Origin of the sequence: Pseudomonas sp. B6001 (assembly GCF_013386015.1) — a bacterium.
Lineage (GTDB): Bacteria > Pseudomonadota > Gammaproteobacteria > Pseudomonadales > Pseudomonadaceae > Aquipseudomonas.
This window is the reverse complement of sequence record NZ_JACAOX010000043.1, coordinates 1-13,467: the sequence shown is the minus strand read 5'-3', so window position 1 is coordinate 13,467 and position 13,467 is coordinate 1. Positions and strand designations below refer to the sequence as shown.

Sequence of the window (13,467 nt, the reverse complement as noted above, 5' to 3'; positions counted from 1 at the left end):
GATGCGGCGACCCGACAAGCCAGCTCCCACATTTGAACCGTGCCCGCTTTAGCTTTTGATTTTGATCTTAGGCACACCGAGCCTAGGCGAGGTGCCGAGTGGTGGGGCAAGAGCGTTTTGCTTACTTTTGCGCTGTTCAAAAGTGAGCCGCTGTAAGAGCGGAACCGATATAAGCCATCACCCAAATAACGGATATACACCCCACCTCAGCAACAAAGCCTACGCCGTCTTCCCGGTATGGCTATTCAGCGAAATAACCTTGGTCTTCCCAATCCGGTGACGATAAATCTCACGCAGGTACTTGATCGCCTTCTTCACACAATCCCGCGACAGACGAATATCGTTGATCGACACAAACTTGTCCTTGTCGTTGATCAACTCACGATACTTCTTCTCGTACATCGGCTTGATCGCATACCAGTTGGTATCCAGGATCTTCGCCGGGTTCTCGAACTCGTTGAGCAGCTCATCAATCCGGTCTTCATCAAAATCCTCATGGATGATGAAATCCAGGATCGAATTATCCAGGGTGTCATCAAACCGATACGGATTACGCGCAAAACAGCGCTTGATAAATGCCACGATCAACGTCAAAAAATCATCCGACAGGCACGGGCTTTTAGCGATCAAGGTCGTGAGCGACAAGTTGGCCGACGCCCCGATCACCAGCGCATACCGTTTGAGCGTCGTATTGGGAAACAGGCTGTTGAGGTGCGTCTTGAGCCGATTCAGGTCCATATAGGACAGCTTGTAATCCTTGGGCAACGACACAATCGACACCACCGACGAGCAGTTCTTGAAGAAGTGCAAGTCATGCAACGCCGCCGCGTCATAGCCGGAATTCTTGTACTGCTCCAGGGAGGCCTTGTACCGCTTGGACTCAATCGGCAACAGGCTGATGCCTTCGATCGCCTGGGTCACCTTGTTGAAGTGCGGCAGATCAATGGAACGGAAAAACAGGTCGTCGATGTTCAGCCGCTGCGGCTCTTTTTCGAACACCTTGAACTTGTCGCTCGAAGGCGCCGGCGTTTCCGGCACCACCGATTCGGCGTAGGCAATCGCCACCGGGCCAGCCAGGCTCATGAACAGGTCGTTGGCATCCAGGCGGATGGTCTCGCCAATGTCGATCCCGGCGCGACGGAAGTAGTTCTGGTCGTAGTCGGTGGTAACCGCCTGGGCCGTCAGAATGTTGAAGATCTGCTGCGAGATGTACTGGTTGGCGTGCTTTTCCATGGCATTGACATCAATGTTCTGGATGTTGCCGTCATCGCTTTCCTCGGCGTAACGCATGATGTCGTTGGAGATCAACATCATTGCGTTCCACGGCCGGATACGGCCTTTCACGCTGGCTTCGCTGCTGTCTTCATTGTCGAAGTTGTACGAGAAGTCCCATTCTTCCGAGAGGTATTTGCACAGCAGCCGCCCGGCGTTGATGTGCAGCGCCTCGGACATTTCGCTGCGGTGATCGGAGATGTTCGGCAGCACACAAATCCCGCTGGTGAAGATCGGCTCGAACACGAAGGCGTGACCGCTTTTGCTGTCGTGTTCGTCGGCAGGCTTGGTGTCGAACGTCTTGTTCATGTACGAGTGCTGCTGGGCCAGGCCGAACTCCGAGGCCATGCCTGAACCGGTACCGCCGCCGGCGCTGAAGATCGAGAAGTACAGGCGCGACTGGTTGGCCTTGATGCCGCAGGAGTCGATCAGGTACGAGTGGATCATCTTCCAGTCGGGGCTGGAGAAGCGCTGGGTGTCTTTGTTGAGGATGATCTTGGCCAGGTACTGGCCGAGGATCGGCGCGTTACCGGCGCCGCCGGCATGGACTTCCGAGAGGTCCATGATTTTCATCTTGCTGTAGTCCCGCAGGAAACCGCTTTTCTCACCCTTGCGCGAGAAACGGATGCGCCCGGCAATGTCCTTGTCCAGGTCGCCCAGCATCACCAGCGGCTCGACCAGGAACACCGGTTTGGTGCCCTTGTTCGAACCCAGGCGCAGGTTGTTGCGAATCCACTGGGCGGGGCGGTAGCCCTTGTCGGTGGATTTGTCTTCGTTGCTGAATTCTTTGAGGTAGAACTTGCGGGCGTTGTACACCAGCTCTGCCACATCCAGGGCAATGTTGGAGCCACAGCGGCCCAGGCCGATCAGGCACACCGAGGGGAATTCCTGCTCATTGCGCAGTTCACCGTCGACTTCCAGGTGCGGTGCGCGCGGGAACACCATGTCGCGCAGGCCGTCGAGGTTGTCGAGGATGCGGTCGGTGTTGGTCTCGGTGAAGTACAGGTACTGCTGGGTGGCCAGCGGGCGGGCGGTGCTCAATGACTTTGAACCTGAGGGTTTTTCCGCAGGGGCTGTCAGCAACACGTCGGATACCGCGGTGGCAGAGTTATTTTTAGAAGTCATTGTGCGCCATGTGCCTGGACGGATGGCTGAGTAAGTATCAAATAGCCATCACAGAATGAGAGATCGCGACTTTACAGTGCGTCCGGGTCTTGGGCGATAGGGTTTAACCCTAGGGTTTTAAGGGGAAAGCCTGGCCGGACTCTGATGAATCGGCCGTTCGTCGGAGTTCTTTAGTGAAATGATGGCGATTTGCCAAATTTTCGGCGTCAGCGAATTGGCCGAACGATGGACGCCGGGCCCGCACGACCCGAAGGCGGGTCTTTCGGCGCGGGGTCACCCCCCGTCAGGCCCAGCAGGCTGAACAGGTTGTTCTGGTCCAGGCTGTTGATCACCGCGCTGATATCACTCAACGGCACCGCAGCGCTGAGCAGGTAACCCTGAACAAAATCACAGCCGTGTTTTTGGACCACTTCAAATTGTTGCAGGGTTTCCACGCCCTCTGTCACCACCTGCAGGTGCAGGGTGTGGGCCATGCCGATAATGGCCTGGACGATCTCGATGTCGGCGTTCGACTTGGGGATATCCTGGATAAATGAACGGTCGATTTTCAAGGTGTTCAACGGCAGGCGCTTAAGGTAGGCGAGGGACGAGTAGCCGGTGCCGAAGTCGTCGATGGACAGAGACACGCCCAGGGCGCGGATTTGCCGCAGCAATGCCAGGGTGCTGCTGATATTGCCCATCAGCGCGTTCTCGGTTACTTCCAGTTCCAGGCGATTGGCCGCGATCCCGCCGAAGCGCAGGGCGTTTTCGATCTCATCGGCCAACTCGTCACGCGTCAGGTTGAGGGCCGAGCAGTTCACGGCCATGACCAATTCAGTGTGGCCTTGCTCCGACAGCAGGCTCAGGTCGTGACAGGCCTGGCGCAGCACCCAGTGATCCAGTTCGGCAATCAGCCCGTTGCTTTCGGCAATGCCGATGAACCGGTCCGGGGTCAGCAGGCCATGTTGGGGGTGTTGCCAGCGCACCAGGGCTTCGAGGCGCGTGACCCTGCCTTTTTTCAGGTCAAGTATCGGTTGGTAAAACAGCACCAACTCGTTCTTGCCCCGCAGTGCGGCGCGCAGTTCCTCTTCCAGCTGCAGTTCCAGGAAGGCCCGGGTTTTCAGGTTGGAGCTGAAGAAGTTCAGGCTATTACGCCCGGCATCCTTGGACTGATACAGCGCCAGGTCAGCGGTCTTCAGCAGCTCTTCGCTGGTTTTGCCGTCTTCGGGAAACAGGCTGATGCCGATGCTGGTGGTCATCACCATGCGCCGGCCGGCCAGTTCGATGGGGTCTTTCATTTTCTGCATGATGCGCTGGGCCATGTGCCGCGCTTCATCGCGGTGATGGATGCTGATCAGGATGCAGAATTCGTCACCGCCAAACCGCGCGACCACGTCGTCATGGCTGCGCACCGAGCTTTTGATGTGGCCGGCCAGCACCGTCAGCAGTTCGTCGCCGGCGTCATGGCCGAGGCTGTCATTGATGCGCTTGAAGTGGTCGATATCCAGGAAGATCACCGCCAGCATGCCGTCGGTGGCGGTTTTTTCCGCGAGTTTCTCGGCGAAGATCTGGTTGAAACCACGGCGGTTGAGCAGGGTGGTCAGGGCATCGTAATGCGCCACCTGTTGCAGCGAGGCGCGGGCCTGGTCCAGTTCGGTGAGCAGGGCGTTGACCCGGCGCAGGTCGGTTTCCTTGTGTTGCAGCTTCTTGTCCGCGAGGGCAGCACTGATGCTGCTGCCAATCACCAGCAGGGCGATGACCGCCACCAGCAGCCCCAGTTGGACCGGGTTGTTGTCCACCGGCAGTGCCGACTGTACGAGGTCTTCGGGTACCAGCAGCTGCATGGCCGCCATGCCGGTGAAGTGCATGCTGATAATGCCCGCGCCAAGCACCAGGCTGGCCGCGTACTTGAGCAATTGATGGAACATGCCGGTGCCGTTGCGCAGGTACAGCGACAGCAGCAACGCCGCCAGGCTGGCGCCGATCGCGATCAACACAGAGGCGAGGAACAAGCCAGTCTCGAAATACACGCCCGCCTCGGAGCGCATGGCCGACATGCCCACGTAGTGCATCAGCGCAATACCCAGCCCCATCCACACCGACGCCAGCACATATTGGTGGGCGCGCAGCCTTGGATGACTAAGGGTTTGCATGGCGAACAGCGCCGCGATCAGGGCGATCAGCAGCGAGGCGAACGTCATGATCAATTCGTAGTGAATCGCGATAGGCGCCTGGAAGGCCAGCATGCTGATGAAGTGGGTCGACCAGATGCCGCCTGCCAGGCAGCCCGCGCCTACCCAGCGCCAGTGCCGTTGAGCCTTGGGGTTGTCGACATGGCCGACCCGCTCGGCCATGTCCAGGGTGCCGAAGCCCGCTGCGCACGCCACTACATACGCCAGTAGCACCAGAAAGGGGTTATGACTGCAATTGAGTAATAAGTGCCCACTGTCCGGAAGGTCGGTAAAAAAATGCAAACCAAGCCATTCCATAGCATGTCCCGTCACAGAGTTTTAGTCTGACTGCGTCTTTCAGTATAGAGAGCGTGAGCGAGTTACAAGGATTGATGGCAGATTGCTTCTAATTATTTGGCGATGATTTTATAAACAACTAGAACCAAATGATTAGGGATGACCGCCCGGGTCGCCCGATGGAGTGACATCAGACTTACGAATCATTACAGACAATCCCCACGAGGCTGACTAGATTGCAGGTTCCGGGCTCAGGATGCGTCTGGCATCGCGGCTCACATAACAATAAAAGAGACGGACCCATGCAGAACTCGACCCAAGCGGCGAATGCCTGGCGCATTCTGTTCCTGCTGTTCCTGGCCAACCTGTTCAACTTTTTCGACCGCACCATTCCCGCGATCATCATCGAGCCGATCCGCATGGAGTGGCACCTCAGCGACTTCCAGCTCGGGATCATCGGTACCGCGTTCACCATCGTTTATGCAATTGCCGGCTTGCCGCTGGGGCGCCTGGCCGATACCGGCTCGCGCAGCAAACTCATGGGCTGGGGCCTGGCGGCGTGGAGTGGCCTGACAGCGGTCAATGGTCTGGTGGGCAGCTTCTGGACCTTTTTGCTGGTGCGCATGGGCATCGGCATCGGCGAGGCCAGTTATGCGCCGGCGGCAAACTCGCTGATCGGTGACCTGTTTCCCGCCCACCGCCGTGCCCGGGCCATGGGGATCTTCATGCTGGGCCTGCCCTTGGGCCTGTTGCTGGCCTTCTTCACCATTGGTGCGATGGTCAAGGCGTTCGACAGCTGGCGTGCGCCATTCTTTATTGCCGCGGTGCCGGGGCTGATCCTTGCGGTGTTCATGTTCTACATCAAGGAACCCAAGCGCGGCGCGGCGGAAGCCGTGCAAGTCTCCCAGGAGAAAGTCGACCGGCCGATTCGCCGGGTGCTGGCGGTGCCGACATTCCTCTGGCTGGTGCTGGCCGGGTTGTGCTTCAACTTCGCCACCTATGCCTGCAACTCGTTCCTGGTGCCGATGCTGCAACGCTATTTCCTGCTGCCGTTGCAGGATGCGGCAGTCGCCACCGGTGTCATCGTCGGTATTACCGGCCTGGTGGGCCTGACCCTGGGCGGCTGGATTGCCGACAAGATCCATCAACGCATCGCTAACGGCCGGCTGCTGTTCGCGGCGTGCAGTTTGATTATCTCTACAGTGACCACTGCCTGGGCGTTGCACGCGGGGCGGATCGAGATTGGTGTGTTTGTGGCGCTGTTCAGTGTCGGCTGGCTGTTTGCCTATAACTTCTACACCTGCGTGTACACGGCGATCCAGGACGTGGTCGAGCCGCGCCTGCGGGCGACGGCGATGGCATTGTTCTTCGCCGGCTTGTATTTGCTGGGCGGGGGCATGGGGCCGATTGTGGTGGGCGGGTTGTCGGATCATTTTGCCCATTCGGCGATGTATGCCGACGGTGCCCAGCAGATGACCGAGGCTTACAAGGCGGTGGGACTGCATGACGCCATGTACCTGATTCCGGTGGCGCTGTTCCTGACCATGCTGTTTCTGTTCCAGGCGTCCCGCAGTTTTGTGCGCGATGCCCAGCGGATGAAGGATGGGTTGGGGGTGGTGGAGGTGCCGGCCAGGGCGGTTACTGCCTGAGATCGAAGTGACGCCTTCGCGAGCAAGCCCGCTCCCACATTAGACCGCATTCTCAAGATGGAACTCGGTCAAATGTGGGAGCGGGCTTGCTCGCGAAGAGGCCATCAATAACAACGATGTCTCAAGTGAATAAAAAAGGCCCGCATTGCGCGGGCCTTTTTGTTCAGCAGGGCAGGGCGGTAATCAACCCGCGACCAACACCCGAATCGCTTCCAGTCGCAGCGCCGCCTTGTCGAGCATGGCCAGGCCTTGCTCGCGCTGTTGGCGCAGGGCAACCAGTTCGCTGTCGCGCACGGTCGGGTTGACCGCTTGCAACGCGGTCAGGCGCGCCAGTTCTTCCTCGGTATCCGCCGCCAGGCGACGTTGAGCCTCGGCCACACGCTCGGCGTGACGCGGGGCGATCTTCTCTTCACCGGCGTTGATCCGCGGCGTCAGCTGGTCGCGCTGGGCCTGCACGAACTTGTTGGCGCTGGCCCGCGGCACGCTTTCCAACTGGTCATTCAAGGTCAGGAACGACACGCGGCCCGACAGGTCATTGCCGTTGGCATCCAGCAGGCAACGCAGTGCCGCCGGTGGCAGGTAACGGCCCAACTGCAGCGAACGCGGAGCAACCACTTCGCTGACGTAGAGCAGTTCCAGCAACACGGTGCCCGGCTTGAGCGCCTTGTTCTTGATCAGCGCCACGGCGGTGTTGCCCATGGAACCGGACAGCACCAGGTCCATGCCGCCCTGCACCATCGGGTGTTCCCAGGTAATGAACTGCATGTCTTCGCGCGACAGCGCCTGGTTACGGTCGTAGGTGATGGTCACACCTTCGTCGTCGCCCAGGGGGAAGCTGGCGTCGAGCATTTTTTCGCTGGGCTTGAGAATCAGTGCGTTTTCCGAATGGTCTTCGCTGTCGATGCCAAAGGCGTCGAACAGGGTTTCCATGTAGATCGGCAGGGTGAACTGGTCGTCTTGCTCAAGGATCGCTTCCACCAGCGCATCACCTTCGCCAGCGCCGCCGGAGTTGAGCTCCAGCAAACGGTCGCGGCCGGTGTGCAGTTCGGCTTCGAGGCGCTCGCGCTCGGCACGGGCTTCGTCGATCAGCCCTTGCCACTCGCCGTCGTCGGCGTTTTCCAGCAGCGGCAGCAGGCGCGGGCCGAACTGGTGCTGCAAGGCGTTGCCGGTCGGGCAGGTGTTGAGGAACGCGTTCAGCGCCTCGTGGTACCACTGGAACAGGCGCTCTTGCGGGCTGGTTTCCAGGTACGGCACGTGCAGTTCGATTACATGTTTCTGGCCGATCCGGTCCAGACGGCCGATCCGTTGTTCCAGCAAGTCCGGGTGGGACGGCAGGTCGAACAGCACCAGGTGGTGGGAGAACTGGAAGTTGCGGCCTTCACTGCCGATTTCCGAGCAGATCAGCACCTGGGCGCCGAATTCTTCGTCCGCAAAGTAGGCGGCAGCGCGGTCACGCTCGAGGATGTTCATGCCCTCGTGGAACACCGTGGCCGGGATGCCGGAGCGCACGCGCAGGGCGTCTTCCAGGTCCATGGCGGTTTCGGCGTGGGCGCAGATCACCAGGACTTTGGTGCGCTTGAGCATCTTCAGCTGGTCGATCAGCCACTCGACGCGCGGGTCGAAACGCCACCAGCGTTGTTCTTCATCGACGTCCGGCTGCGACTGGAAGCTGACTTCCGGGTACAGCTCGGCGTGCTCGCCCAGGGGCAGCTCGAGGTATTCGTCCGGGCACGGCAGCGGGTAGGCGTGCAGCTTGCGCTCCGGGAAACCTTGCACCGCGGCGCGGGTGTTGCGGAACAGCACGCGGCCGGTGCCGTGGCGGTCCAGCAGTTCGCGGACCAGGCGGGCACTGGCTTCGGCGTCGCCATCGTTGACGGCGGTCAGCAGCGCTTCGCCTTCGTCGCCGAGGAAGCCCTGGATGGTCTTGTGGGCGGCGGGCGAGAGACGGCCCTTGTCCAGCAGTTCCTGGACGGCTTCGGCCACCGGGCGATAGTTTTCGCTCTCGGCGCGAAAGGCGTGCAGGTCGTGGAAACGGTTCGGGTCCAGCAGGCGCAGGCGCGCGAAGTGGCTGTCCTGGCCCAGTTGCTCAGGGGTTGCAGTGAGCAGCAGCACGCCCGGAATCACTTCGGCCAGTTGTTCCACCAGCGAGTACTCGGGGCTGGCTTTTTCTTCGTGCCAGACCAGGTGGTGCGCTTCGTCGACCACCAGCAGGTCCCAGCCGGCCGCGAACAGCGCGTCCTGGGCCTTCTCGTCGTCCACCAGCCATTCCAGGGCCACCAGCGCGAGCTGGGTGTCTTCGAACGGGTTGGTGGCATCGCTTTCGATAAAGCGCTCTTCGTCGAACAGTGCGACCTGCAGGTTAAAGCGGCGGCGCATTTCCACCAGCCACTGGTGCTGGAGGTTTTCCGGCACCAGGATCAACACGCGGTTGGCGCGACCCGACAGCAACTGGCGATGGATCACCAGGCCGGCTTCGATGGTCTTGCCCAGGCCCACTTCGTCCGCCAGCAGAACCCGCGGCGCGATACGGTCGGCAACTTCACGGGCGATGTGCAGTTGGTGCGCGATCGGTTGCGCACGTACGCCGCCCAGGCCCCAGAGCGAGGACTGCAACTGGCGGCTGGTGTGTTCCAGGGTGTGGTAGCGCAGGGAGAACCAGGGCAGCGGGTCGATCTGGCCGGCGAACAGACGGTCGCTGGCCAGGCGGAACTGGATGAAGTTCGAGAGCTGGGTTTCCGGCAGGGTGACCTGCTCGTTCTGCCCATTGAGGCCGTGGTAGACCAGCAGGCCGTCGACGTCGTCGACTTCTTGCACGGTCATTTTCCAGCCTTCGAAATGGGTGATGGTGTCACCCGGCGAAAACCTCACGCGAGTGAGGGGCGCATTCCGTAGCGCATACTGGCGAGTGTCGCCAGTGGCCGGATAGAGCACGGTTAACAAGCGGCCGTCCTGTGCCAGAACGGTGCCTAACCCCAGCTCTGCTTCGCTGTCACTAATCCAGCGTTGCCCCGGTTGATACTGCTGCGCCATGCTGCCTGACTCCCGCCGTGAAAAAGCCGACTATTCTAACGGAACACGGCTTCCAGACCAAAAGGAATAGGTGCAGCTTCGAGCTTTAAGCTACAAGCGGCAAGAAAAAGGGCGGTATCTTCGTCGGATAGATGACGATTGGTTCACAAGTTGGCGGCTTGACGCTCAAGTCGTCACCCACGCAGCCGACAGTCTGCTGAACAGGAGACTAATAATATGCTGCCACCCATGCTGCCCTTGAGTGTTGTGCCGGTCACGTCGCAGCTTGACCCGGTGCGCCAGAAGCCGGATATCCCGCCCGTGGCGCCGGTCCAGCCAGGCTCCAACGAAAGTACCATCGACCTGCAAAAGCGCGATCCCGAGGAAGCGGCTTTGCTGCTGCGCGAGGAGCAACGTCGCCAGCAGGAACAGCAAAAGCGTCGCCGCGAAGCCGATGAAGACTCGCAGGAGCACCTGGCTGTTCCCGGTGACGAACTCAACGCCGACAACACCGTGCCGGTGGTGCCGTTGATTGAAGACGCACCACGGCAAGGCTTGTGGGTGGACGTCGAGGTTTAATCCCGCAGTTCGCGCAGGGCGGCGATCAGTTGCTCGATGTCTTGCGCCGTATTGAGGTAGCTCACGGAGATTCGCGCCACGCTGTCCAGCTCGCGGGCCTGCATGTCCAGTGGAGTGTAGGGCACGCCATTGGCACCGATATTGATCCGCTTGAGGCCCAGGCGGCGCTTGAGCTCGAAGGCGTCCCAGCCGGCCAGGTTGAAGGCGATCAGGCCGGACTGGTTTGCGCTGGTTCCCAGGTCATGCAAGGTAATCCCGTCGATTCGGCGCAATTGTTCACGGATTGTTTCGCTTAACAGCCGGACCGTCTCGCGGACCCGCTCGACCCCCAATCGATTGACCTCCAGCAACGCATTGCCCAGGCCTGCCAGCAAGGCGAACGACACTTCGCTGGTTTCAAAGCGCCGGGCGTCGTTGCGCAAGTCAAATCCCGCAGGGCTCCAGGGCGCCGAGAACACATCGCGTTGGGCCGGGTTCAGGCGCTCGAGAAAATCCGGCCGCACATAGAGCAGGGCGGTCCCGCGTGGGCCGCGCAGATGCTTGCGCCCGGCGCCCTTGAGCACATCGCAGTGCAGCGCTTGCACATCCACAGGCACCTGGCCGATGGCTTGCCCGGCGTCGATGAAATAGGCAATGCCATGACGCCTGGCCAACGCGCCGATGGCCTCGGCCGGGTTGATCAAGCCGCTGTTGGCGGGGAGCCAGGTCAGGTCGATCAGCCGCACCCGGGCGTCGAGCATGGCTTCCAGCCCGGCGACGGAGACCGCGCCGGTTTCATCGCAGGGGATCACTTCTACTTGCGCACCCGATTGCACGGCCGTTTGCATGCTCGCCAGGTTGCCGCCCCATTCGTGGCGGCCCACCAGAATGCGGTCGCCTGGCTGCCACGGGCCGAGCGCCTGGAACGCCATGCTCCAGGCGGTCGAGCCACTGCTGGCGAAGGCAATCGATGACACGGGCGCATTGAGCAGTTGCGCGGCGGCGCGACGGGCTTTTTCTGTCAGCAGTGCACCGTGTTCGCCGGCCTCCATCGGGCCGTCGCGGGCTTCGCGCTGCAACTGGTCAATGATTGCATCAAGCGTCCCTTGGCTGGGCAGGGAGGCCCCGGCGTGGTTGAAGTGGACGATGCCGGATTGGCAGCCCGGCGTTTCGTCCCGCAGCTCCCGGACCTCGGTCAGGGACAGCGCAGTCACGGCTGCAACTCGAAAATCGCGTCGATCTCCACGGCTACGCCGCCCGGCAAGCTGGCGACGCCCACGGCCGTACGGGCATGCCGGCCTTTGTCGCCGAGGGCGTTGACCAGCAAGTTCGAAGCGCCATTGGCGACTGCACCCTGGCGCTGGAAATCACCGCTGCTGGCGATAAATACGCCCAACCGAATGATGCGCACCAGTCGCGACAGGTCATCGCCCAAGGCATCGCTTAATTGTGCCAGCAGGCCCAGCGCCGCGAGTTCGGCGGCCTTGGCGCCTTCGTCTTCGCTGATGGATTCGCCGAGTCTTCCGATGTAAGTGGGTTTGCCGTCCAGCAGCGGGATTTGGCCGGAGATGAACAGCTGGTTCTGGCTGATCACGTAATTGACGTAGTTGGCAATCGGCTGGCTGGGTGTCGGCAGGCTCAGGCCGAGGGCTTGTACGCGTTGCGAGATGGAGTGGCTCATGGTGAATCCTCTTGGAAAGAGTCTTCAGCATGGGCGGGGCGATTTTCGCCGACAAACGGATAGATTTAACTCGACGTATCGAAATCACTCATGCGTCGGCACAGATTTCCCGCAGCCATTCACTGAAACAAGCGGCCGCCGTGCTGGTTTCGCCATGCGGGGCAATCAGCCAGTAACCGATCTCGCTTTGATAGGGCGGCCAGTCGAAGGCCTCCACCAATGTGCCTTCCTTGAGCCTGCGTTCGATCAGGCGGTGGCGGCCCATCGCGATGCCCTGGCCGGCGACGGCGGCTTCGACCACGATGTTGTAGTCGTGCAGCAGCGCCTTGGGGTAGTGCTCCACATCCACCTGATAATGCCGGGACCAGTCGGTCCACTCGAAAGGGCGGTGCGAGGTGGCCATCAGCAGCGGGCCATTGGCCAGTTGGCTGGCCTTGAACGCCGGGCTGCAAACGGGTGACAGTGTTTCGCTCATCAGGCGCGTGGCCTGCACGTCGGTCCAGTCGCCCTTGCCGTAGCGAATCGCCAGGTCGACCTCGGCGGCGGCGACATCTGCCAGCTGAATCGCCGGCACCAACTCCACCTGGATGTGTGGGTAGCGGCTGAGAAACCCCGCCAGGCGCGGTGCCAGCCACAAGGTGGCGAACGAGGCGAGCAGGCCGACGCGCAGTACGCTGGTGGCGGGCGGTGTTTGCTGCTGGCGGGTGGCGGCGGCGATGGTGTCGAGGGCGGGGCGGATCTGGTCGTAGTAGTGTTGGCCGTCTTCGGTCAGATCGATGGCGCGGGTGCGTCGGATAAACAGCGGTTTGCCCAGGTGCTGTTCGAGTTTCTGCACTTGATGGCTGAGGGCGCTTTGGGTCACTGACAGCTCGGCGGCGGCCTTGATAAAACTCAAATGCCGGGCCACGGCCTCAAAGGCGCGCAGGGCCAGGAGTGGGGGAAGGTCCTTGTGCAGTGCCACGTCGAACGCTCTGTGTGAGGGTTGGGATGGGGGGATTTTGCGGGCAAATGCGCGGGATGACATCGATTTTGTTTACGCGGGATTGGCGCAGGACGCATTATTGGGGCATCCAAGCCATTACGTAAGCCAAGCCATGAGTGACGATGACAAGCTGATTGACCTGAATGCCGAACGGGCCAAACGTGTTCATGATCTGAATGACAAGCGACTGAATGAAGTGCGCCAGGCGTTTGAACAGGCGATGCCGTTGGGGAAGCCCAAGAAAAAGCCGAAAAGCAAACCGAAAAAGCGTTGATATAGCCTGCATCGTTTGATGCAGGTCAGTTATTTCCCTTCTTTACGCTCCGTCGCGGGCGACATTGATCCTCGTCAATTTCTTCTTTCGTCTTCTTGGTTAACTTAGCCCTATCGCAACAGGGCAAGTGCAGGAGGCCGGTCATGTTTTTCGATAATGTGGTGTTTGCCGGAGTGCTGACGGTTGGCCTCATGGTGATGTTCTTTGTAGGGTTTGGAATTTTTATCTGGAAAGACGCTAATAAGCGTAAGAGGCCTTAGGTCTTTTCGGATATATGAGCACGCAAGGCATTTTGGGCGACTTCGGTCGCCTTTTTTTTGTTTTGGATTTTTTGATTTGGATTTTTTGATTTGTGTACATATCCGTTGCTGCGGTAACGGCTACTTATGGTTTCGCTCTTACAGCGAGTCACTTTTTTACAAACGCCTAAAAAAGTAACCAAAAAACGCTTTGCCCCACCACTCGGTGCC

The 13,467-nt window shown here is 60.2% G+C and carries 11 protein-coding genes; 4 read left to right on the top strand and 7 right to left on the bottom strand.

Annotated elements, in window-relative coordinates; genetic code table 11:
* Window positions 1–219 precede the first annotated feature (219 nt).
* Together HX821_RS29745 and HX821_RS29740 are read right to left on the bottom strand one after the other, a co-directional pair.
* Window positions 220–2,397 (bottom strand): hypothetical protein, encoded by a 2,178-nt coding sequence (locus tag HX821_RS29745; RefSeq protein ID WP_177037211.1) that lies wholly within the window; start codon window positions 2,395–2,397, stop codon window positions 220–222.
* 206 nt (window positions 2,398–2,603) lie between these two features.
* Window positions 2,604–4,865 carry a bifunctional diguanylate cyclase/phosphodiesterase gene (locus HX821_RS29740; RefSeq protein WP_023659115.1) on the bottom strand — a complete coding sequence of 754 codons (2,262 nt, stop codon included), beginning with the start codon at window positions 4,863–4,865 and terminating at the stop codon, window positions 2,604–2,606.
* Between the two features lie 281 nt (window positions 4,866–5,146).
* On the opposite strand from HX821_RS29740, the gene HX821_RS29735 reads away from it, so the two are divergent.
* Window positions 5,147–6,493: an MFS transporter gene (locus HX821_RS29735; protein WP_003210907.1), complete on the top strand. Its 1,347-nt coding sequence runs from the start codon at window positions 5,147–5,149 to the stop codon at window positions 6,491–6,493.
* 183 nt (window positions 6,494–6,676) lie between these two features.
* On the opposite strand, the gene rapA is transcribed toward HX821_RS29735, so the two are convergent.
* Complete coding sequence (rapA, locus tag HX821_RS29730) at window positions 6,677–9,523, bottom strand: RNA polymerase-associated protein RapA (protein WP_102368258.1); 2,847 nt, start codon at window positions 9,521–9,523, stop codon at window positions 6,677–6,679.
* 216 nt (window positions 9,524–9,739) lie between these two features.
* On the opposite strand from rapA, the gene HX821_RS29725 reads away from it, so the two are divergent.
* Entirely contained in the window at window positions 9,740–10,081 is a 342-nt protein-coding gene (locus HX821_RS29725; RefSeq protein ID WP_008430424.1) for a hypothetical protein, read from the top strand.
* On the opposite strand, the gene HX821_RS29720 is transcribed toward HX821_RS29725, so the two are convergent.
* From HX821_RS29720 to HX821_RS29710, 3 genes are all read right to left on the bottom strand, one after another.
* On the bottom strand, window positions 10,078–11,274 hold the full coding sequence (locus tag HX821_RS29720) for an aminotransferase class V-fold PLP-dependent enzyme (protein WP_371316191.1): 1,197 nt from the start codon (window positions 11,272–11,274) through the stop codon (window positions 10,078–10,080). The two genes, HX821_RS29725 and HX821_RS29720, sit on opposite strands and share 4 nt — an antisense overlap.
* Window positions 11,271–11,741 (bottom strand): RidA family protein, encoded by a 471-nt coding sequence (locus HX821_RS29715; protein ID WP_003210913.1) that lies wholly within the window; start codon window positions 11,739–11,741, stop codon window positions 11,271–11,273. The genes HX821_RS29720 and HX821_RS29715 overlap by 4 nt, the downstream gene beginning before the upstream one ends.
* A gap of 88 nt (window positions 11,742–11,829) precedes the next feature.
* Window positions 11,830–12,702, bottom strand: coding sequence for a LysR substrate-binding domain-containing protein (locus tag HX821_RS29710; RefSeq protein ID WP_102368259.1), 873 nt, complete (start codon window positions 12,700–12,702; stop codon window positions 11,830–11,832).
* 37 nt (window positions 12,703–12,739) lie between these two features.
* Between HX821_RS29710 and HX821_RS29705 the strand changes: the two genes are divergently transcribed.
* Together HX821_RS29705 and ccoM are read left to right on the top strand one after the other, a co-directional pair.
* Complete coding sequence (locus tag HX821_RS29705; protein ID WP_146014684.1) at window positions 12,740–12,997, top strand: hypothetical protein; 258 nt, start codon at window positions 12,740–12,742, stop codon at window positions 12,995–12,997.
* 143 nt (window positions 12,998–13,140) lie between these two features.
* Window positions 13,141–13,257, top strand: coding sequence for a cytochrome c oxidase subunit CcoM (ccoM, locus tag HX821_RS31950; protein WP_003210916.1), 117 nt, complete (start codon window positions 13,141–13,143; stop codon window positions 13,255–13,257).
* Here the strand turns inward: ccoM and HX821_RS31675 are convergent.
* The coding region (locus HX821_RS31675) for a hypothetical protein (protein ID WP_218182507.1) at window positions 13,254–13,467 on the bottom strand (214 nt) is incomplete at its 5' end. The genes ccoM and HX821_RS31675 overlap by 4 nt on opposite strands.